Genomic DNA, 21,048 nt, shown 5'->3' with positions numbered 1-21,048 from the left:
AAACTTGGTTTTGTGCGATGCTTACTTCCCTGCCGGCAGCTTCGATACCAGCGACATGCCGATATCCATGCCTTCCAGCTGGAAGTGAGGCCGAAGGTAGAACTTACCCTGGTAATAGCCGGGGTTGAGCTCGTCTTCGACGACCTCCACCTTTGCACCTGCCAGCGGTTTACGGGCTTTTTCAAGCTCGCTCGCGCTTTCAGGATTGCCCGAAACATATTTGTTGATCCAGGCCTGCAGCTGTTTTTGCAGCTGAAGCTGGTCGGGGCTTGTCCCGATTTTATCGCGCACCATCACCTTCAGGTAATGGCTAAACCGAGACACAGCAAAGATGTAGGGAATGCGCGAAGACATATTGTCGGAGGCCGTTGCAAGGTCATCGACATAGGTCTTCGGACGATAGAGCGATTGCGCACCGATAAAGGCGGCCTTGTCGGTATGCTGACGATGGATCAGCCCGATCAGACCGGCTTTCGACAGCTCGCCCTCGCGACGATCGGTGATCGACACTTCGGTCGGACATTTCATGTCCTTCGAGCCATCCCCGGTGTCAAACAGATGGGTCGGCAGGTTTGCCACTTCGCCACCCGAAGTCACACCACGAATACGCACCGTCCAACCGTATTCCTTGAAGGCGCGGTTGATATTGGTCGCCATCGCATGGGCCGCGTTCATCCAGGCATATTTCTTGCCGTCATGACCGTCAGTTTCTTCTTCGAAATTGAACTCTTCAACAACTGAATTGGAGTTCGGGCCATAGGGCTCGCGCGCCAGAACACGGGGGGCCACCAGCGCGAGAAAGCGCGAATTCTCGCTGTCACGCAGGCTGTTCCACTGTGCATATTCGGGGGTCTCGAAGACCTCGGACAGATCCGGCGGGGTGCCGATCTCGTTCCAGCTATCAAGACCCAGAAGCTCGGGGGCCGTGCCAGAGATGAAGGGCGCAAGGGCGGCCTCCGAGATCTTGCCCAGCGAATTGAGCAGATTCACATCCGGCGAGGAATGATCGAAGTAGTAATCCCCGATCAGGCAGCCGAAGGGCTTGCCGCCCAGCGTGCCGAGATTTTGCTCGTAAACCGCATTGAACAGCGGCGACTTGTCCCATTTTGCACCCGGATAGCGGCGCATCATCGCCTGCAGTTCCGGTTTGGACATGTTCAGAACCTTCACCCGCAGCGAGGCATCGGTTTCGGAGTTATTGACCGTATAGGCCAGACCGCGCCATGCGGACTCGATCTTCTGGAACTCTTCCGCATGCATGATCTCGTTGACCTGATTGCTCAGCTGCTCGTCGAGCTTGGCAATCATCGCATCCAGCGTATCAACCACATCTTCCGAGATCAGATCCTGCGAAAGAAGCGCCTCACGCGCAAGCGCACCCACTGCATTATCCACCTCGCGCGCGGCCACTTCGCTGCGCGGTTTGATGGTCTGCTTGAGGATGTCGGAGAACTCCGAGAGCTCGTCAAGAGCTGCGGCGGGCTGGCCGCCTTGGGCCTGAAGGGAATCAGTCATTGCACGTCATCTCCAGATTTTGCGTCCGCTTCGGCAGCCTCGCGCTCTGCACGATCTGCCAGCGCGGCCAGAAGTTCGGGGTCTTCGAGAAGGCGCTGGATATGCTCTTGCGCCTTGGGTTTCGCGGCAAGATAGCGCTGCAGGTTGGCCAGTTGCTCGCGCGCCTGCAACAGCTTGTTCAGTGCCGGAACCTGACGGGCGATCGCAGCCGGTTCGAGATCGTCCATTTTCTCGAATTGCAGATTTACGCCCATGCGGTCGGTGGAGTTCGGGTCCAGAGTGTTCTTGACGACGAAGCTGACGCCCGGTTTGACCGAGCCCATATAGTCATCAAGCGTCGCGCTGGTCACATCCGAGAAGCCACGATCTTCAACAGCAGGTTTTTCCACGCCGGGATTGTTGCCTGACAGATCAGACATCACCCCCATGACAAACGGCAACTCGACCATTTTCTCGCTGTCGTAGGGATCCTGATACTGAATTTGAACGCGCGGCGGACGGTTGCGCTTTACAAAATTGGAACCAGAATCTGAAGCCATGGAAAACCAACTCCTTGATAATTAATTAATGTAGTGAGTAAGAACCCCGAGAGGCGTTTCTTGTCAATCTCTGTTTAGGCAGACAGCATGAAGTTTCTGCGAAAAATTTGATTTGAAACGTATAATTTCCTACCCGTCTGCTTTTTTCGTTAGAAATTCCTTCAGGATTCCCTGAAAGTCCCGTCCTATATAGCTTGCCGCTCGGGCAAGGAGTAGGGGCACGGGGCTCGATTTTTCGCTTCGGCGGAAATACGCCTCGACCGCCGCAATGGCTTCGGCGGCTTTCTGCCCATCCAGGATATCGGCCACGGCAGGCAGGGGCGGCTTTTTCTCGGCCACCGCCGCCTCGGGCAATGTGGCGCTGAGTTTTTGCAGCCTTGCACTATCGAGCACGAAGCCCGTTGCCGGACCAAAATCGATATGCGCCTCGGACAGACGGTTGGGCATCAGGGTCTCGATGGCCTCCAGAAGCGATTTCCCAATCAGCAGCCGCGCCTGCGTTACCAGAACCAGCGCCGCCGATGAGGGTTCGGACTGGCGGTAATATTGCTCGACCTTCTCGAGAACCGCCCGCGCATGGTCATGGCTTTCCACCCGTGGCCCCGCCGCAGGGTTGACGGGCGCGGGCGGAACCGGTTGTGGTGCCGGATCGGCGATCTCCGGCGCGGGCTCCGCTGCCGCCTGCGCGATGTCCTGATCGGCGCGGCGCACCATTCCCGGACGGGCATGGGCCAGAACATCGTAAATCTGCGTCAGCACCGCCGTCAGCGGCGTTAATCCCAGCGTGATCGGATGGCTGCCGCGCAGGCTGGCCGCGCTGATTTCCGCAATGGCGGCCAACACCCGATCCACGGCATCCGCGATTTTTTCGACGCGCGAGGCCTGACCGGCATCGGCCAGCAGCGATGTCATGGCCTCGCCATCCAGATCCTGTTCGTTCTGCAACGCGGTCAGCTCTCCCGAGGCCACGCGCAACTTGCGCAAAGTGACCTCGGTCGAGCCGGTCAGACCGGCAAATTGCAGCGCCTGCACCATCGTCACCGGCGCCGCCAGATCATTCAGCGCCTCGCGCCGTTCGCTTGGCCCGTCCTGCATCGAGGGGTGCAGATCGTCGCCGAAAGTCTTCATCAGAGCGGCGATTGTCTCGAAGGTCTCGGGCAGATCCAGCAAACGACCGGCCAGCGCCTGCCATTGCGCGCGCAGCACCAGAAGCCGCAGGTCGCGGCTGCGCGCCAGCAATGTGTCGATCTGTTTCAGCTCGGCGGCCAGATCCACTTCCGAGGGGTCGAAAACCCGATCCGGCGACAAACTGCCATCGGGCCGCGAGACACCGGGCACAAAGTAACGATCCGGCAACCGGCCAAGCGCGCCGAAATAATACTCGTCGTAATCCGGATCCATCAACGCGCTCAGATCGGCACCGCAAGGGGCCTCTGCACTGACGGGGGTCAGCAGCTTTTCCATATTCATGATCGCTCTCCCAGAATAGAGTTGCGGACCGGATGGCCAAGACCCGCCTTAGCCATGATCGCTATGAGCCTGCGCATAGGCCTGCGCGAAAGCCTCCAGAAAGACATCCAGCATTCCGTTCTCGCCACTTGCCGCACGTTTGTCCCAGCGGGACACATATTCATCCCATGCCCGTCCCTTGCGCGCCCCCGGCAGGATACCCCCCTGCAATCCCTCTTCCACCTCTTCGGGCGAGAGATCCTTGAGCACGGCGCTCAGCGCGGGCTGCAAGGCCGCAAAAATGGCCTGCTGGTGGCGCTGGATATCCCGCAGCGCCGCCCCCACACCTTCGGCACCGCTCTGGAAACCGTCACGCGGCTGCAAGAAGAGCGCCGTCACCGCCTCATCCACATTCGGGATGAATTTCAGCGGGTTATTCCCGCTTGCGGCACGCATGGTGCGCTCTCCGGAGCGGGTGAACTGTTTGACATGCGCGCGTTCGCGTAAAATGGCCATGATCAGCGCGGTCGACACCTGACTGGCCTCGCCAAGGCTGCGCGCCAAGGCCAGCGGATCGGTTGTTTTGGCAAGCTCCGGGTCAAGCCCTGCGCCTTCGCAGAAGGCCTGCAGAATATCCTGCCCCTGATCGCGCGGCGGCGCTTCGGCACTGCGCTGCGGCACGAAAGGCCGCGGTTCGGGCGCATTGGGCGGGCCACCCTGCGGACCGGCACCGGACATGAATTCCGGTGGCGAAAGCGGCGGGATCGGATCGGGGCGCGGTGCCGCCCCCTCCGGGCCTTGCGGGAAGGCCGGCATGGGCGGGGGCGCGGGCCAGCCTTGCGGCTGCGCCTGCGGTGCAGGAGACGCGAGCGGCACGAAGCCGCCCAGAGACTGGTCGATATCGCCCGAACGCGATGCGGGCGCCAAAGGCGTGGCCGCAACGGCCGGTGCGAAACCGAAATCCCAAGGGTCATCCGGCGCCGGCGCTGCGGGTTCGGCGGCGGGCATCGCATGGCCCGTAGAGGGCGGCAGCGCCGCGCCCTGTTCCTGCACCACGATGACATAGCGCCCGACCAGAAAGCGCTCGCCTGCCCGTAGCGGGTGCGGTGCCTGCAGACGATGCGACTGCCCCTGCAGATAGGTGCCGTTGGTGGACATGTCGATCAGCCAATACTGCCCGTTTTCCATCCGCAACGTGAAGTGATGGCCGGAAATCAGGCGCGAGGGGTCGGGCAGCACCCAATCCATCGCATTGCGCCGCCCCACATGCAGCTCACGGCCATCCAGCGGCAGGGAAACCGGTCCGCCAGTGTCAAGATGATCGACATTCTCGAGAGTTAGGATCAGGGTCATCGGGTTTGAACAGCTTTAACAAAACAGGGGCGAAAGACGGACAGGGGCCGGGCCATGGCGTCAATGTGCCGCAAAAAGGCGCGCGGCCTCGTCAATGATCTTCGCAAGCAGGATCGGGCGGTCGCGCAGATCCTGCATGGCAACGGCAGACAGGATGGCGGCATTGATCGCCTGCGGCATCCGGTGGCTGGGGACGGGGGCCGGATCATTGGGCGCGATGGCACCGCCCGACCAGCCGACAGCCAGACCCAGATAGACCGCCGGACTGCGCACCGGCGCAAAAAGCGCGCTTTGCATCACCCGCCAGCGGTTGGTCGCATCCGAAGAGCGCGTCCAATCGGCCACCAGCGCCAGAATGGCGCGGTCCGGCGCGGTGGGCTCGGGCAGGGTCCGGCGCAGGCACTCATAGGCCCACCAGACCACCAGATGGGGCACCGCCGCAAACGCCGTATAGATCACGGCCTCTTCCGGCGTGGTGGAGCCGCGCAGCCGCAACAGGAAATTTAATCCGGTTTCCTCGGCTCCGGGCCGAAGCTGGGTCATCCGTGTAAGATAGGGTTCGGCCCCGTAGAGTTCGGCAGGGGTATCAAAGCGCAAGAAACGGATGGGCGGCTGGGTTTTATCCGACATTTCGTCTTCAGAACGGAACGGTTCGGGCAGATCCATCGGGGTATCCATCAAATCCAAGGCAACCGGACCTGCACCACGACAGGACCAGACAGCCACCTCTCAATAAAGCCTAGCAATCGCCGCGAACCCTAAAAGCAAGCTCGCCACATAGCAAGTGCCCCCGACGGCCGTCGCGTGACCCGCGACACAGCCCCCCGCCCCCGCGCGGATCATCCCGCCATGACCGGCGTCTTGGCCTCGGCATGCAAAACCACCAGAGCCGCCGCCCGTGCATCCTCGCCCGCATCGTGATGCACGAAACTCAGCCCCAGATGGTCTTTCAGCGAGGCAAGCCCGTGCCCGCCCCGTCCCTTGAGCTGCGGCCAGGCCTTACGCGCCACGATCACACTGTCGCGCCATTCCCAATCAGGCGCAGGCAACTGCGCCTGCAGACTGGCCCGTCCGATGGCACTCCGGTCGAAGCCGGAATGCTGATAGATCACAAGCCCCTGTAACGCGGGTCGCAAGATCTCGATCACCTGCGCGAAAGACGGCGCCCCGAGAACGGTCTGGGCCGTAATCCCGTGCACCCAGCTGCACGACCAGTCCGCCGTTGCCGGATCGATATAACAGGACCATGTCTCGATCTTATTGGCAGGGGCCACACCCGGATGCACGAAGGCCAGCCCGATCTGGCAGATACTGCTGCGATCACGGTTCGCCGTCTCCACATCCAGAGCGACAAAACGGAAACCGCCCTGCGGCAAGGGCGGCATAAAGGGATCTGATGGGACATGTGTCATAACCGCCTTAGAACCCATAAAATCCAAGCGCGCAAGCATGGGCGGCATGGCTCCCGCCATACGGGAATTCCCGAAAGACCCGAAATAACGTGCCGTCACTCGGCGCGCATATATCCGCTTACGCGACGGTTGCAAGGCAGTTGTGGGCCTGCCAGCCCTGCAGAAAAATGCTAGCATCTTTAGTGATCCGTCCACGCGCGATCACATCACAAGACATCCTTAACCCAAACGCGCCTAATACTGGCGCATTAAGGCTAATCGACACAAACGGGGGCTCCGCATGGTCGCACCACGAAATAGCAAGCCGTCTGGCGAGCTACGCCACATCTTTGGTCCCGCCCGCGGGGCGCTCTGGGCGATTGCCTTATTCTCCGTTGCAGTGAACGTGCTGCTGCTGACCGGACCGCTTTTCATGCTACAGGTCTATGACCGTGTGATCGGCTCGCGCTCAAGCTCGACATTGCTGGTGCTGTTCCTGATCGTCGGGTTCCTGTTCACCGTCATGGGGCTTCTGGACTATTTCCGTGGCCGCATTCTGGCGCGGATCGGCGCGCAGCTTGTTGAACGGCTGGATGCCCGCATCATGCGCGCCACGCTCGAACGCACGGCTTCGGCCACCTATCGCAACCAGCCCGCCACCGGCGCGACAGAGCTCAGCCGGATCAATGCGCTTTTCGGGTCTCCGGCGCTCGGGGCGGTATTCGACCTGCCCTTCACCCCGATCTTTGTCGCCCTGCTGTTTTTCTTCCATCCGCTGATGGGGTGGTTTGCCATCGCCTCTTTGGTCATTGTGTTCACGCTTGCGGTGCTCAACCAGCGCTATACCCACGCCGCCCATGCCGAGGCCAATCGCGCCGCCGCCGAAGCCGAGATGCGCAGCACGGTCATGCGCAGCGGGCTGGAAACCCTGCGCGGACTGGGGATGAGCCGCCAGATGCTCGACCGCTGGCAAAATGCCCGTGATCGCGCCTTGCTGCATGGCATGAAGGCTGCCGATCGCAGCGGTGGCTTCACACAGGCCACGAAAGCATTCCGGATGTTCATCCAGTCGGCCATGCTGGCTTTGGGCGCATGGCTGGTCTTGCAGAATATGCTCACGGCGGGCGCGATGATTGCGGGCTCGGTCCTGCTCGGGCGCGCCCTTGCCCCCGTCGAACAGACCGTCGGGCAATGGGCCGCGATCCAGAATGCGTGGAATGCACGTAAATCCCTGTCGCGCCTGCTGGACGAGACCCCCGAAAAAGAAGCCCCGATGTCGCTGCCCCGCCCCAAGCCGGAGCTGACGGTCAGCGATATTCTGGTGGCCCCGCCCGGCAGCCGCACGCCCACCCTCCACCAGCTCAGTTTCGAAGCGGTTGCAGGGGACGCGATTGCTGTCATCGGCGTCTCTGCATCGGGAAAATCCACGCTGGCCCGTGCGCTGGTCGGGCTCTGGCCCACCCTGCATGGCGAAATCCGCCTTGGCGGCGCGGCGCTGGCGCATTTCGAACGCGAGGCCCTTGGGCGGCTGCTGGGCTATCTGCCGCAGGAGGTCACGCTTTTTGCCGGAACCGTGGCCGAGAACATCGCCCGCTTCACCCCTAATGCCGACCCGAAGGACATCGTCTACGCGGCCCAGACGGCCGCTGCCCATGAGCTGATCCTGTCGCTGCCGCAAGGCTATGACACCCCGCTCAGCGACGGGGCGCCCGAACTTTCCGGCGGTCAGCGACAGCGGATCGGGCTGGCCCGCGCGATCTTCGGCAACCCGATCCTGCTTGTGCTCGACGAGCCCAATTCCAGTCTGGATGATGCGGGCACGAAGGCGCTGAACCAGTCGATTTCGATCGCCCGCAAACAGGGGCAGATCACCCTTGTGATGTCCCATCGTCCCTCGGCACTGGCACATTGCAACAAGGTGCTGCTGCTTGACAAAGGACAGATCCGCGCCTTCGGCCCGCGTGACGAGGTCCTGCGCAGCCACGTGAAAAATGCCAGCAACTTCGTGCGCCCCAAAGCAGTTGGAGAGAATTGACATGACACGCTATTCTGTTCGTGGACCGATGATGGCAGGGCTTGCGGTGCTGGCTTTGGGCTGCGGCGGCTTCGTGGCGTGGGCCGTCGCCACCGAAATCGACGGCGCAGTGGTGACCCAAGGCCGTGTCGAGGTGGAAGCCCGTCGCCAGACGCTCCAGCATCCGGACGGCGGGATGGTCGCCGAAATCTTCGTGCGCGACGGCCAGACCGTCAAAGCGGGGGCACCGCTGATCCGGCTCGACGATTCCGAACTGCTGGCGCAACGCGCCCTTCTGCATGCCAATCTGACCGAAACACTGGCGCGGATCGACCGGCTTCAGGCCGAGGTCAGCGATGCACAAACCATCACATTCGATGAGGAACTTCTGGCGGATGCGACGGTAAATGCCCAGACTCAACGGCTTCTGGCCTCGGAAACCGCCTTGTTCGACTCCCGCCGTGATACGCAGGCCCGCACGCTGGAACAGCTGACAGAGCGCAAGAAACAGACGCAATCCCTGATCGGGGGCTATCAGCGTCAGGTTCAGGCCGGCAACCGCCAGCTGCAACTGATCCGGCAGGAACTGACCGATCAGGCGAGCCTGCTGGATCGGGGGCTGACACAGGCAAGCCGTGTCTCGGCGCTGTATCGGCAGGAAGCGGAACTGCAAGGAAATATCGGCCAGCTCGAAGCCTCGATCGCCGAGGCTCGCAGCTCGATTGCCGGATATGAGATCGAGGGACTGCGCACCCAAGCCTCCCGCAGGGAGGAATCGCAAGACGCGCTGCGCAGCGAGCAGCCCAACGAGCTGCAAATCCGCGAACAGCTTGGCGTCACAGAGACCCGTCTGGGACGGCTGGTCCTGCGGGCTCCCATGTCGGGACGCGTGCTCGGGCTGAAAATCCACACGATTGGCGGGGTGATCGCGGCCGGACAGGAAGTCGTGTCCATCGTGCCGCAAGACGTGCCGCTGATCTTCATGGTCCGCATCGACCCGCTGCAGATCGACCGGATCCATGCCGGACAATCGGCGATGGTGCGGTTCCCGAATTTCAACAGCCGCACGACACCGAGCTTTTCCGCCACCTTGCGGACCGTCTCGCCCGACACGATCACCGACCCGAACACGCAAAGCACCTATTACACGGCAGAGCTTGAACTGACGCCGGAGGCGAATGAGGCGCTTGGCGATCTGCCGCTCCAACCCGGTATGCCGCTTGAAGCTTTCATCCGGACAGGCGCACGCAGCCCCGCCTCGGTTCTGGTCAAACCGCTCTCCGATTATATGGCCTATGCCCTGCGCGAAGACTGACCCTGCGGGAGAGTCCACCCTTTGCGCCGCACGCCGGTCGCACACGGACAAAGGAGGACCGGTCTGCGGTCACAATCCGACACCGATGGGCATCCGGCCTCCGGTCGCTCTTCGGCCGCGCTGCAGCCTGATAGCAGGCCGTCCTGAAAGGACAGGCCCCTATCGCCAATGAAAACGGGGGCCTGCGGGCCCCCGTTCCGGATCATCGCCATATGGCTCAGCTTTGCTGGTCCTTGACAAAGGTCTTGTCGGTTTCGCCGCGGAAGAAATCCCGACCATAGACAAGAATGCACAGCACAACCCCAACCGCGAAGGCCCAGGCCGCACCCCGCGTCGCAAGAACAGCGGCGACGATACCCGCGATACCAAGATCGCGCTGCGAGCGGGCTTCCATCACCCCGATCCGCACGGAGACATAGCCCTGAATAAGCAGGGTCAGCGCCAGCGCAATGCCGAGGATGGGCTGCACGAGGGTCACGATCGGCATCAGCAGAAGGCCGGTATTCGTCCCCCAACGGAACGACCCCGCCCCGCCAAAGATGGAATCCATCGCCTTTTTGCCTTGCGAGAACCGCTCGACAATCACCACATGCATCGCCGCCCAAAGCGGACCACACATCGCGACATCGGGACCGATGATCGACATGATCGAGTTCCGCGCCCCGAAAATCATATGCGCGCGGTCAGGATTGTAATGCACGACCTCATCGGGACGCTCGTGATCGGCCTCGTCCAGAATGGCCTTGCTTTGCAGCACATCGCCAAACAGCACGATATAGGCCGCCAGCACCGTCGGAACGGCGGACACGAACATATGCAGTGGCGGAAAGCCAAGCCCGAACACGGTATATTCTTTCCACAGCGTCACGAAATCGGGCTTGGAGATCCCCCATTCGATCTTGGGCCAGGGGGCCTCGCCGAAGATCGGCGCGATCACGATAGCCAGTGCCACAATCGGGAAGATCCCGAATTTGCCGACCATCCCCCAGAAGGGGCTGACATTTTTCAGCTTGGCGAAATGGCGCGAGAAAATCACATAGAAGGCGATACCGACCGCGATGGAGATGGTGAAGGGAAAGCTGTCAAAGCGCCCCCCTACCTTGAAGACCGAGATCACCGCCGCGATCCCCGCACCGATGATGATACCGGATTTGATGGCTTGAGGGATCAGTTGCACGACCCGATGCGCCAGCCCCGAGGCCCCGATAAAGATCGAGAACACCCCGAGCATCAACTGGAAGGCGATCAGCGCATGCACCCGCTCGGGGCCTTCGGGGAAGGCCGCGCAATAGGCCATCAGCAGCGGGATCGCGGGGGTGATCCAGCCCGGCACGACGGGGTCACCCAGCAGGTGGTGGGTCAGATACAGAATGCCGTTCATCATCACGACCGCCAGCGCGACCTCGAACGGCATATTGAGAAGCTCAACCATCAGCGGGATCGCCGCAAGATCCACGGCACACATCAGAAGGCCCTGGAAATAGTCCGGCCATTCAAACCGATAGTGAAGGAATGGCAGGCGGATTTTGAACGGCCCCGCCGGCCAATAGGGCGTTTCCTGCCCGTCGATGCGTTGTTGTCTCACAGAAGTCTCCTCGTAATCTACGCAGTTCGCCCTTCCCTCCCGGGCGAGAATGTTTTGTGTCAGGCGCCCCACCTGCGATGCGTCGAGGCGCCTGACAAGAGGGTCAGAACGCTTCGCGATACAGCGCGAGCGCGTCTTGTTCCGTCACTTCGACAGGGTTGTTGACCAACAGTCGGGTCTGCAGCATCGCATCACGTGCCAGCATCGGCAGATCGGCCTCGGGTACCTTGACATCGCGCAGCTTCAGCGGCGCGCCGGAGCGGTCCATCAGATCCTGCATGAAGTTCACGAAATTGGCCGATTTGGCTTGCGTGCCTTCGTCGGACGGCCCGATCACCACATCCGCCAGCTCGGCATAAAGCGCGGCGGCACCGGCCATGTTATAGCGCAGGACCGGGCCCAGCATCAGCGCGTTGGTCAACCCGTGCGGCAGGTGGTAATGCCCGCCCAGCGGATAGGCCAGCGCATGGACCGCGCCAACGGGGCTGTTCGAGAACGCCTGACCGGCCAGATTGGCCCCCAGCAGCATCGCTTCACGCGCCGCGCGGTTGGTGCCATCCTGACAGGCCGTGATCAGGTTCGCGCTCATCAGACGCAGCGCTTCCTTGGCGAAGACATCCGACATCAGGTTCTTCTTGTGCTGGCCGGTAAAGGCTTCGATGGCATGCACCATCGCATCGATACCGGTGGCAGCCGTCTGCACCGGCGGCAGGCCGGTGGTCAGTTCGGCATCCAGCAGCACGCGGTCGGCATAAAGCTGTTGCGAGACGATGCCCATCTTGGTGGTCTCGCCGGTGGTCAGAATGGTGATATTGGTCACTTCCGATCCGGTGCCCGCCGTGGTCGGCACCTGCACCAAGGGCGTGCGCTTGCCCTCGACCTTGCCGATCCCATACAGCTCGGACAGCGGCTGTTCGGAGACCAGCATCACCGCCACCAGCTTGGCGATATCCATCGACGAGCCGCCCCCCAGCCCCATGACAATATCGGAGCCTGCCGATTTCGCACGTTCGACACAGGCCATCAGCACGGCCTCCGGCGGATCGGCAACCACATCATCAAATACGGTGACGCTGAAGCCATGCGCCTTGAGAGACGCAATCGCCGGATCGAGCAAGCCATTTTCATGCAGGAACTTGTCGGTCACGATCAACAGGTTACGTTCCGGGAACCACGCCCCCAGAAGTTCGCCCATCCGCTTCGCGCCACCCCATTCCACCAAGGTGGAGCCGGGTGTGTCGAAGGAGAACGGTTTGATACCATCAGTCATTGATCTTGTCCTTGAAGAGAAAAACACAACTGTCCCGCGCCCGGAAGGCCGCGGGACTTACCAAAAGGGTCAGAGCGCGCTACAGATGTATTTCAGCTCGAGATATTCCTCGATGCCGTACTTGGAGCCCTCGCGCCCCAGACCGGACTGTTTGACACCGCCGAAAGGCGCGACCTCGTTCGAGATCAGGCCGGTATTGTGGCCAACCATGCCATATTCCAGCCCCTCGGACACACGCACCATCCGCGCATGATCCTTTGTGTAGAAATAGGCGGCCAGCCCGAAGATCGTGTCATTGGCCATCGCCACGGCCTCTTCCTCGGTGTCGAAGGCAAAGAGCGGCGCCAGCGGCCCGAAGGTCTCTTCCTTGGCGACCTTCATCTCGGGGGTGACGCCGGTCAGGATCGCCGGTTCGAAGAACAGCCCGCCCAGACGTGTGCCGCCCTGCAGCAGGGTCGCGCCCTTGGACACCGCATCCTCGATATGGCTTTCGACCTTATCCAGCGCCTTGGCCTCGATCATCGGACCGATATCAGTGCCCTCTTCGGTGCCATTCCCGACCTTGAGCGCCGAGACTTTCTGCGAGAGTTTCTGCGCGAAGGCCTCATAGACCCCGCGCTGCACCAGAATGCGGTTGGCGCAGACACAGGTCTGACCGGCATTGCGGTATTTCGAGGCCATCGCCCCTTCCACCGCCGCATCCAGATCGGCGTCGTCGAACACGATAAACGGCGCATTGCCGCCCAGTTCCAGCGAGACTTTCTTGATCGTGTCGGCACATTGCGCCATCAGCAGACGCCCCACCTCGGTCGAACCGGTGAAGGAGAGTTTGCGCACGATATCGCTATCGGTCAGCACCTTGCCGATTTTCGACGCCGGTCCCGTCACAATCTGGAACACGCCTGCCGGAATCCCCGCACGTTCGGCCAGAACGCCCAAGGCCAGCGCGGTCAGCGGCGTCAGATCGGCCGGACGCACAATCATCGAACAGCCCGCCGCCAGAGCGGGCGCGGCTTTGCGGGTGATCATCGCGGCCGGGAAGTTCCAAGGCGTGATCGCCGCCGTGACACCAATCGGCTGGCGCAGCACGGTCAGGCGCTGGTTGCGCGCCGGAGCGGGGATCGTGTCGCCATAAACGCGTTTGGCCTCCTCGGCGAACCATTCCACAAACGAGGCCGCATAGCCGATCTCGCCTTTGGCCTCTTTCAGGGGCTTGCCCTGTTCGAGCGTCATGATCAGCCCCAGATCGTCGGTATGCTCGACCATCAGCGTGAACCATTTACGCAAGACGGCGGCCCGCTCCTTGGCGGTCCAGCGCGCCCATTCGGCCTGCGCCTTGCGCGAGGCCTCGATCACGGCCGGGATCTCCTCGGGGGCGAGCGCGGGCACCGTCCCGACAACGGATCCATCAGCGGGATTGAGAACATCGATCGTTGCGCCGGAGGCGGCATGCACCCACTGGCCATTGACCAAGCAGGCATCTTTCAACAGCGACGGGTCTTTGAGTTGGGACATTGCGGGCCTCATCGTTTGGAGTTGCGTAGGTCTTGCAGTATCGTTCCATATATGAAACGACGTTTGCTATATGGAACGTATGCCGATGTATACACCTATGTCAATCGCTCACATCTTCGCGTAAGACTGCGGCTCAAAGGAAATGGCAGATGGCAGAACCCTCCAAACGACGCGCCCCCGCCGCAGAGCGGACAATCCTGATACTGGACAAGCTCTCCGCGCATCCCTCGCCGCTAGGGGTCTCGGAACTGGCCCGCGAAATGGGCCTGCCCAAAAGTTCGGTCTACGGAATCTGCGAGACACTTGTCGCGGCCGGTGTGCTGCATTCGGAGCCAGACGGTTATAGCCTCAGCGCCCATTGCCTGCGCTGGAGCAGCGCCTATCTGACACGCTCCTCGCTGATCTCGGAATTCCAGCGGGTTCTGTCGCGCGATGACCGGCTGGCCAATTATACCGTCACCCTATCGACCCTCGAACAGGGGCAGGTCGTCTACCTGGCCTGCCGCAATTCGGACCGCCCTCTGGGCTTTACCTTCCAGATCGGGATGCGCCTTCCGGCGGTCTATTCCGCCACAGGCAAGGCGATGCTTTCCCATCTGCCCGAGGCCGAGCGGACAGCCATCCTGCATCTGCCCTGGCCCGCCCCCTTCACGCCCAATAGCGTGCGCGACATCGCCGCCTTCGAGGCCGACGCGCAGATCTGGCGGCAGAACGGCTATGCCATCGATAACGGAGAAATCCGCGAGGGCATGGTCTGCCTTGGCGCCCCAATCCTCGGCCCCGCGGGCAGCCCCGTCGCGGGTATCGCCATCTCGATGACCAGCGCCGAAGCCAGTCAGGTCAAACAGACCGAACTCGGCGCCGCCATCCGCGATATCGCCAAGTCTCTGGCGCAGCATTACACCGGCTAAAGCCGGCCCGTCCGCGCGCGAGGCGCTTAGGGACCGCCCTCCTGCGGACCGGCCCTGCTTCTCCTCGCGGCACCCTGTACATATCCGATTGATTTGGAACAGGTCATTTCCTATTGAGGAGTCATGACCGATTCCACCGCCCAGACCCCGCATTCCAAACGTGGCCCCGGCCGCCCGCGCGAGTTCGATCTCCCGCAGGTGCTTGATCAGGCCGTGCTGGTGTTTCGGGAAAAGGGCTATAACGCGACATCGATCGGCGATCTGTGTCAGGCCACAGGCCTGACATCAGGCAGCCTCTACAAGGCGTTCAAAGACAAACTCGGCATTTTCCTTGCGGCGCTAGACCATTATCTGACCGCCCGAAACGCGGCGCTGACTGCGCGCATGGCACAGGGCCAGACAGGGCGCGACCAGCTTCGTGCCTTCATCTCGGTCTATGTCGATGCGAGCCAGGGCCGTGAAGGGCGCACCGGATGTATGGTGATTTCGGCCCTGACCGAGATCACCACATTTGACGAGCGGATGGCCCTGCCCGTCCTGAAAGCCTATGAGCGCCTTGAAGCGACCCTGCTGAAGATTTTCGATGCGGGGCGGGCCGATGGTAGCCTGACGCTGACCACGGACCCGCGCATAACCGCGCGTCTTCTGCTGTATACACTGCAAGGCATGCGCCTTGCGGGCAAGATCGGCTATGCCGAAGGCGACCCCGCCGACCCTATCGATACTCTACTGCAACTCTTCGCCTAATCCCTTCCGCCCCTCGTCATTGCCCTGCGCCAAATTAGGGAATGATCGTTTTATAAAGTGTAAAACCCGATGCCCCATCCCCGACCTGCCACCGCTCCAGCCCCTGCCCCCAACAAGGCACCCGGCGCAGGGATCTCGTTTCTTCTGGCACTCTCCTGCGGTGTCCTTGCCGCGAATATCTATTATGCGCAGCCACTGGTCGGCCTGATCGCCCAGACCGTGCAGATCCCCGACCGGCTTGCAGGGCTTGTGGTGACGCTGACACAGCTCGGCTATGGTCTGGGCCTCATCCTTCTGGTGCCGCTGGGCGATATCTTCGAGAACCGGCGTCTGGTCCTGACCCTGATCGGGCTGAGCGTTCTGGCCCTTGCGGGAACGGCCCTCGCGCCCGGCCAATGGCTGTTTTTTGCCGCGAGTTTCTGCACGGGGCTCGGGGCGGTGGCCGTGCAGGTTCTGGTGCCCTATGCCGCGCATCTTGCCGATGACGCCCATCGCGGCAAAGTGGTAGGCAATGTCATGTCCGGCCTGATGGCGGGCATCATGCTGGCCCGCCCCGTCTCCAGCTTTATTGCCGGTTCTTTCGCATGGCAAACCGTCTTTGTGCTGGCCGCGCTCGCGCTTGTGATCCTTGGCATCGTGCTGGCCCGCCGCCTGCCCGAGCGCCACCCCGCAAGCCGGATGGGCTATGGCGCTTTGATGCGCTCGATCGGGCATATCGCCATAACAACCCCTGTCCTGCGCCGCCGCGCCCTTTATCATGCGGCCATGTTCGGCGCATTCAGCCTGTTCTGGACGGTCACCCCGCTGCTGCTGGCCAGCCCCGCCATCGGCCTGACCCAAGGCGGGATCGCGATCTTTGCCCTAGTCGGTGCCGCCAGCGTGCTCGCCTCGCCCGTCGCAGGCCGGATCGCCGATCGCGGCTGGGGATATCCGGCCACACGGCTTGCGCTGCTGGCAGGCATGGCGGCATTCGTGCTGTGCCTTGCGGTCCCGCACAACCGGATCGTCGCCCTCGCAGGGCTGGTCACCGCCGCCCTGATACTGGATTTCGCCGTGACCACCAATCTGGTGCTGGGGCAGCGCGAGATCTTCCTGCTGGATGCGGGCATCCGTGCCAGATTGAACGGAATCTACATGGCCAGCTTCTTCCTTGGCGGGGCTCTGGGCTCGGCAGTAGGGGTCTGGGCCTATGTGGCCGGAGGCTGGTCTCTGGCGGCGGGTCTGGGGCTTCTCGCCCCCGCGCTGGCCTTCCTTTACGCCCTGACCGAGAAACGGCACGGCTGATCCGCCCTGCCCCGCGATCTCCGGAGCGAACGGCCTTCCGCTCCCCCAACCAGAATGCGCCCCGCCTGCGAACGGGGCGCAAAAACATTTCATGTTCTATTAAAGCTGAATCCAACTGCCCGATTTTCGCCCGAATTCGGGCACGCCGTGACCACCCGTAAATGGGATCCAGAGGCTATCGGGAAGCGGTAAAGATCGACCCTTCCCCGCGGAAGCGCGCAAAACGTGCGTACAGATTGCAGCAAAGCTGCTCTCACCTCGGTCATTCCTCAGGGATCTGTTCCATGTGCTCACTTTGCGGCAATCCACTCCATTTCGCGCCTCTGACGGATCTGGCAACCGCCACGACCTCTGCCTCGGGCACCTCAAGCAGCAAACCGGTCTGGAGCGTGGAGCAAATCGCCACCTATCTTCAGGACGGCTACTGGGAGGACAAGGGCAGCAGCAGCCACAAGTTCAACATTACGGCCTCCGGCTCTTTGACGGTCAATCTCTCCGCGCTGAGCGCCACCAGTCAGGCCTATGCCCGCGATGCGCTTTCGGCATGGACCGATGCTTCGGGGATCAGCTTTGTCGAAACCACCGGATCGGCGCAGATCACCTTTAGCGACAGTGCCTCGGGGGCATGGACCTCGTCGGTCTATTCCTCCGGAATCACCAAATCCGCGAAAGTCAATATCGACGAGGGCTTCGCCTCCAGCGCCTATATGCTGCAGACCTATATCCACGAGATCGGCCATGCGCTGGGTCTTGGCCATACCGGCAATTATAACGGCTCGGCCACCTTTGCCTCGGATGCCGCCTTTGCCAATGATACATGGCAATATTCGATCATGTCCTATTTCTATCAGACGCTCAGCGCTGATACGGGGGCAAGCTTTTCCTATGTGGTCACGCCGCAGATTGCGGATGTCTTTGCCATCCAGCAACTCTATGGCACCTCCAGCAAGGTCCATAGCGGCAATACCACCTATGGCGATAGCGGCGAGACCCTGCTGGATGCCCGCGCGCAAACCATTGTCGATGCAGGCGGCACCGATGTCATCGACCTGCACAGCCGCAGCGCGGACCAGCGCATCGACCTGACCCCGGGCAGCTTCTCCGATATCGGGGGGCGCACGATGAACCTCGCCATCGCGGTCGGCACCGTCATCGAGAATGTCTCGACCGGCAGCGGGGATGACACGATTACCGGCAACAGCGCCAATAACGTGCTGTCAGGCGGGGCCGGAGCAGACCAGATCTTCGGCGGCGCGGGGGCGGACCAGCTTTCCGGCGGCGATGGTAATGACCAGCTTTCGGGCGGCACCGGCGCCGACCAGCTCAGCGGTGGGCAGGGCAGCGATCTGTTGCAGGGCGGGGATGGCAATGACCTGCTGGCAGGGGATGCGGGCAATGACACGCTGATCGGCAATGCCGGCAGCGATACACTGGATGGCGGCGCAGGCCAGGATACCGCCTATTACGAATTCGCCTCCGATGATGCGCTGGTCTTCTTCAGCGGCACACAGCTCCAGATCAGGAACGGCACCGATACCGATATCCTGACCAATATCGAAACGCTGTCTTTCGCGGATGGCAGCTGCAATGTCTCCGATCTCGACCCCGTGATCGGCAGCGGCTGGATTGCGGCCAGCAGCATTCTTGACGGAACCGCCCTGCAACCGGTGACAATCACCCCCCCCAGCACGGCGACCGGCACGACGACGCCCAGCACGACCACCCCCACCACCAGCGAGCCCACCACCAGCGAGCCTGCCACAAGCACGGCCAGCACGGCACGGATGGAAGTGGGCGTGACCGATCTTATGCGCCATGCCAATACGGATGGCTGGGTGCATATCAGCTTTAGCGCCGAAATTACCGATGCGGTGGTTGTGGTTGGCCCCGTCACCTCGAACGGCGGGCATACGCTTGTCCCCGAAATCCAGAACGTCACCAGCACGGGCTTCGACATCCGCCTGAGCGAATGGGCCTATCTCGACGGCGCCCATACGCTTGAATCGGTTTCGTGGATGGCCGGAACAGCGGGGGACTATCTCCTGAGCGACGGCACGAAGATCACCTTCGGCTCGGCCGATATTTCGGGCGCCGGAAACACGACCATCGCGCTGGACGGCTATGAGGCGGGCAGCTCTGTCACGGCCTATGGCTCGCTTGTCGGCACGGGCGACCAGATTCTGACCCACCGTCTGGTGGATGTCTCCGCCGATCAGCTTCAGGTGCGGATGCAGGCAGAAGAAGCCGAGCGCGGCACCGAGGCCACCGAGGCCCGCAGCTTCGATTATGTGGTGATCGAGAACGGCAGCACGCTGATGACCTCCGGTTCGGTCGGGCTGGCCAGCGGGTGGCAATCCATCGGCACGACCGGCGCAACCGCGCTGTTTGCCGATATGCAGTCTATGGCAGGCGGTGACACCGCGACCCTGCGTCAGACCACCAGCAACGGCTCGACCTATCTGAGAGTTGCGGAAGAACAGTCGCGCGATGCCGAAACGGGCCATGTTGCGGAAAATGTGGCCTATAGCGCCTTGGCCACCGGCAGCTATACGCTACAGGCAACGGGCGAGACAGAAGTCAAAAGCGATCCGGTCCTGTCCAACACCACCGAGGGCGCATTGGAGGTTGGCACGCTCAGTCTGGGTCGCACGGCAGGTGCCGATGGCTGGGTCCATGTCAGCTTCAGCGAGGCTATTCCCGATGCGGTCGTGGTGCTGGGTCCGATCACCACCAATGGCGGCCATGCGGTCACGACGGAGCTGCGCAATATCACCGATGAGGGGTTCGACCTGCGCCTGTCCGAATGGAGCTATCTCGATGGCAACCATACCGGCGAAACCATCTCGTGGATGGCGGGCACGGAAGGGGCGCATATGCTCTCGGACGGGACGAAGATCACTCTGGGCACGCAAGAGGTGACCGGCAGCCAACAGGTCACCCTCGGCTATGACGGCTTTGACGGCACACCGACCATTCTGGCCTCGGTCTCGGGCGAAGGCGGCCAGACGGTGACCCATCGTATCAGCGATGTCGACAGTGACAGCGCCACGCTGCGCCTTGCCGCGCAAGAGGCCGATTCCGGTGTCTCCAGCAGCACAAGCCGTGTCGTGCAATGGGCCGCGGTGGAAGACGCCTCGGGGTCTCTGGTGACGGGCGATACCAGCTCGGTCAATCATCTGGCCAGCCTGATTGACGCGAACGAGGATCAGGTGCTCTTCGCGGATGTGCAATCCTATCTGGGCGGTGACACAATCGTGCTGCGCAGCCTCGACACCGCCAAAGGCACCGCACTGTATCTGCAAGAAGAACAGTCGCGCGATGGCGAGGTCGGCCACGTCTACGAAACCGTCTCGTGGCTGACGATTGGCGAGGGACGGTATGACCTGACCGACCTCAATGATGACACAACGACCAGTGTCGCGGCCAATATCCCCGACCTGTCCATCCTGACCGATGATCTGCTGCTGTAACAGCCTGTGAAAAAGGCCCCGTTTTCGGGGCCTTTCCTCTGTGCCTGACCCTAGAGAACCGGCTCGAGCGCACCGCGCAGGCCTGCAGCCCGCTCGACCATCGCACGGTTCATGACCTGCCAGACACGGCTGCTGTCATTACGTGCCACCAAGAGCGCCAGACGGTTCGGGGCGCGGCGGATCACAAACACCTCGCTACCGGCCAGATGCGCCGAGCGTGCCGAACCCGGTGCGAAACTGTCGATCTCCAGATCCGTCAACCGTGCCATCAGCGCCTCGACCGTCTGGGCATCGCAGGCCACCAGTTCCAGCATCACCCGATGGGCGCCCTGCGCACTGATCGACAGGCCCGGCATGCCGTGACGCAGATTGCGGGTCATATCGACCTCGGACATATGCTCGGCTTCCAGCATCCATTGGCCCGGACCAGTCCAGAACGCCCCCAGACCACGGCCCCCATGCCATGCCCCCGGCCCCGGCAGGGAAACCCCCATCGGCACGGGCACCTGCGCGCCCCGTTTCACACCCAGCGAAATCAGCGCCATATCGGAACGTTCCGACAAAACCGTCGTCCCTACGCGGGTTTCTCGGACAGTCTGGGCTGCGATAGTATCTGCGGTGCGCGCATCGGTCATCTGGGCAATCTCCTTACATTCACAAGCTCCCTCGGGGCCTGCCTTGCCACTGGAA

16 protein-coding genes are annotated in these 21,048 nt (G+C 62.1%); 6 read left to right on the top strand and 10 right to left on the bottom strand.

All coding sequences use genetic code 11. The annotated features are described in order from the left end of the window. Positions 1-21: 21 nt before the first annotated feature. From tssC to WDB86_RS15440, 6 genes are all read right to left on the bottom strand, one after another. Positions 22-1,515, bottom strand: a complete 1,494-nt coding sequence (gene tssC, locus WDB86_RS15465) for a type VI secretion system contractile sheath large subunit (protein WP_330647228.1) — start codon at positions 1,513-1,515, stop codon at positions 22-24. Then, a complete protein-coding gene (tssB, locus tag WDB86_RS15460; RefSeq protein WP_341485911.1) occupies positions 1,512-2,054 on the bottom strand; it encodes a type VI secretion system contractile sheath small subunit in 543 nt (180 codons plus the stop codon). The genes tssC and tssB overlap by 4 nt, the downstream gene beginning before the upstream one ends. 129 nt (positions 2,055-2,183) lie before the next feature. Continuing rightward, positions 2,184-3,524 carry a type VI secretion system ImpA family N-terminal domain-containing protein gene (locus WDB86_RS15455; RefSeq protein WP_341485910.1) on the bottom strand — a complete coding sequence of 447 codons (1,341 nt, stop codon included), beginning with the start codon at positions 3,522-3,524 and terminating at the stop codon, positions 2,184-2,186. 48 nt (positions 3,525-3,572) lie between these two features. Next, positions 3,573-4,856, bottom strand: a complete 1,284-nt coding sequence (tagH, locus tag WDB86_RS15450) for a type VI secretion system-associated FHA domain protein TagH (RefSeq protein ID WP_341485909.1) — start codon at positions 4,854-4,856, stop codon at positions 3,573-3,575. Between the two features lie 60 nt (positions 4,857-4,916). After that, positions 4,917-5,522, bottom strand: a complete 606-nt coding sequence (locus WDB86_RS15445; RefSeq protein ID WP_339109783.1) for a DUF6931 family protein — start codon at positions 5,520-5,522, stop codon at positions 4,917-4,919. A gap of 173 nt (positions 5,523-5,695) precedes the next feature. Then, positions 5,696-6,241, bottom strand: coding sequence for an exonuclease domain-containing protein (locus WDB86_RS15440; RefSeq protein ID WP_339109782.1), 546 nt, complete (start codon positions 6,239-6,241; stop codon positions 5,696-5,698). Positions 6,242-6,548: 307 nt separating this feature from the next. On the opposite strand from WDB86_RS15440, the gene WDB86_RS15435 reads away from it, so the two are divergent. Then, positions 6,549-8,282, top strand: a complete 1,734-nt coding sequence (locus WDB86_RS15435) for a type I secretion system permease/ATPase (protein WP_341485908.1) — start codon at positions 6,549-6,551, stop codon at positions 8,280-8,282. Between the two features lies 1 nt (position 8,283). Then, positions 8,284-9,576 carry an HlyD family type I secretion periplasmic adaptor subunit gene (locus WDB86_RS15430; RefSeq protein ID WP_341485907.1) on the top strand — a complete coding sequence of 431 codons (1,293 nt, stop codon included), beginning with the start codon at positions 8,284-8,286 and terminating at the stop codon, positions 9,574-9,576. A gap of 217 nt (positions 9,577-9,793) precedes the next feature. Here WDB86_RS15430 and WDB86_RS15425 read toward each other — a convergent pair whose 3' ends face one another. From WDB86_RS15425 to WDB86_RS15415, 3 genes are all read right to left on the bottom strand, one after another. Beyond that, complete coding sequence (locus tag WDB86_RS15425; RefSeq protein WP_341485906.1) at positions 9,794-11,161, bottom strand: hypothetical protein; 1,368 nt, start codon at positions 11,159-11,161, stop codon at positions 9,794-9,796. A 103-nt stretch (positions 11,162-11,264) separates the two neighbouring features. Next, positions 11,265-12,431 carry an iron-containing alcohol dehydrogenase gene (locus WDB86_RS15420; RefSeq protein WP_330647237.1) on the bottom strand — a complete coding sequence of 389 codons (1,167 nt, stop codon included), beginning with the start codon at positions 12,429-12,431 and terminating at the stop codon, positions 11,265-11,267. A gap of 69 nt (positions 12,432-12,500) precedes the next feature. After that, positions 12,501-13,946, bottom strand: coding sequence for an NAD-dependent succinate-semialdehyde dehydrogenase (locus WDB86_RS15415; protein ID WP_339109780.1), 1,446 nt, complete (start codon positions 13,944-13,946; stop codon positions 12,501-12,503). 149 nt (positions 13,947-14,095) lie between these two features. Here WDB86_RS15415 and WDB86_RS15410 point away from each other — a divergent pair, with 149 nt between their 5' ends. The 4 genes from WDB86_RS15410 to WDB86_RS15395 all read left to right on the top strand — a co-directional run bounded on the left by WDB86_RS15410 (position 14,096) and on the right by WDB86_RS15395 (position 20,358). After that, complete coding sequence (locus WDB86_RS15410) at positions 14,096-14,857, top strand: IclR family transcriptional regulator (RefSeq protein WP_330647239.1); 762 nt, start codon at positions 14,096-14,098, stop codon at positions 14,855-14,857. A gap of 123 nt (positions 14,858-14,980) precedes the next feature. Then, positions 14,981-15,604: a TetR/AcrR family transcriptional regulator gene (locus WDB86_RS15405; protein ID WP_341485905.1), complete on the top strand. Its 624-nt coding sequence runs from the start codon at positions 14,981-14,983 to the stop codon at positions 15,602-15,604. Positions 15,605-15,673: 69 nt separating this feature from the next. Further along, complete coding sequence (locus WDB86_RS15400) at positions 15,674-16,888, top strand: MFS transporter (protein WP_341485904.1); 1,215 nt, start codon at positions 15,674-15,676, stop codon at positions 16,886-16,888. Between the two features lie 284 nt (positions 16,889-17,172). Continuing rightward, positions 17,173-20,358, top strand: a complete 3,186-nt coding sequence (locus WDB86_RS15395) for a M10 family metallopeptidase (RefSeq protein ID WP_341485903.1) — start codon at positions 17,173-17,175, stop codon at positions 20,356-20,358. A gap of 50 nt (positions 20,359-20,408) precedes the next feature. Here WDB86_RS15395 and WDB86_RS15390 read toward each other — a convergent pair whose 3' ends face one another. Continuing rightward, positions 20,409-20,993: a hypothetical protein gene (locus WDB86_RS15390; RefSeq protein WP_330647243.1), complete on the bottom strand. Its 585-nt coding sequence runs from the start codon at positions 20,991-20,993 to the stop codon at positions 20,409-20,411. Between the last annotated feature and the right edge of the window lie 55 nt (positions 20,994-21,048).

The sequence above is a fragment of the Thioclava sp. GXIMD4215 genome (assembly GCF_045291555.1).
In the GTDB taxonomy this organism is placed as follows: Bacteria; Pseudomonadota; Alphaproteobacteria; order Rhodobacterales; family Rhodobacteraceae; genus Thioclava; species Thioclava litoralis.
This window is presented reverse-complemented; position numbering and strand designations above follow the sequence as displayed.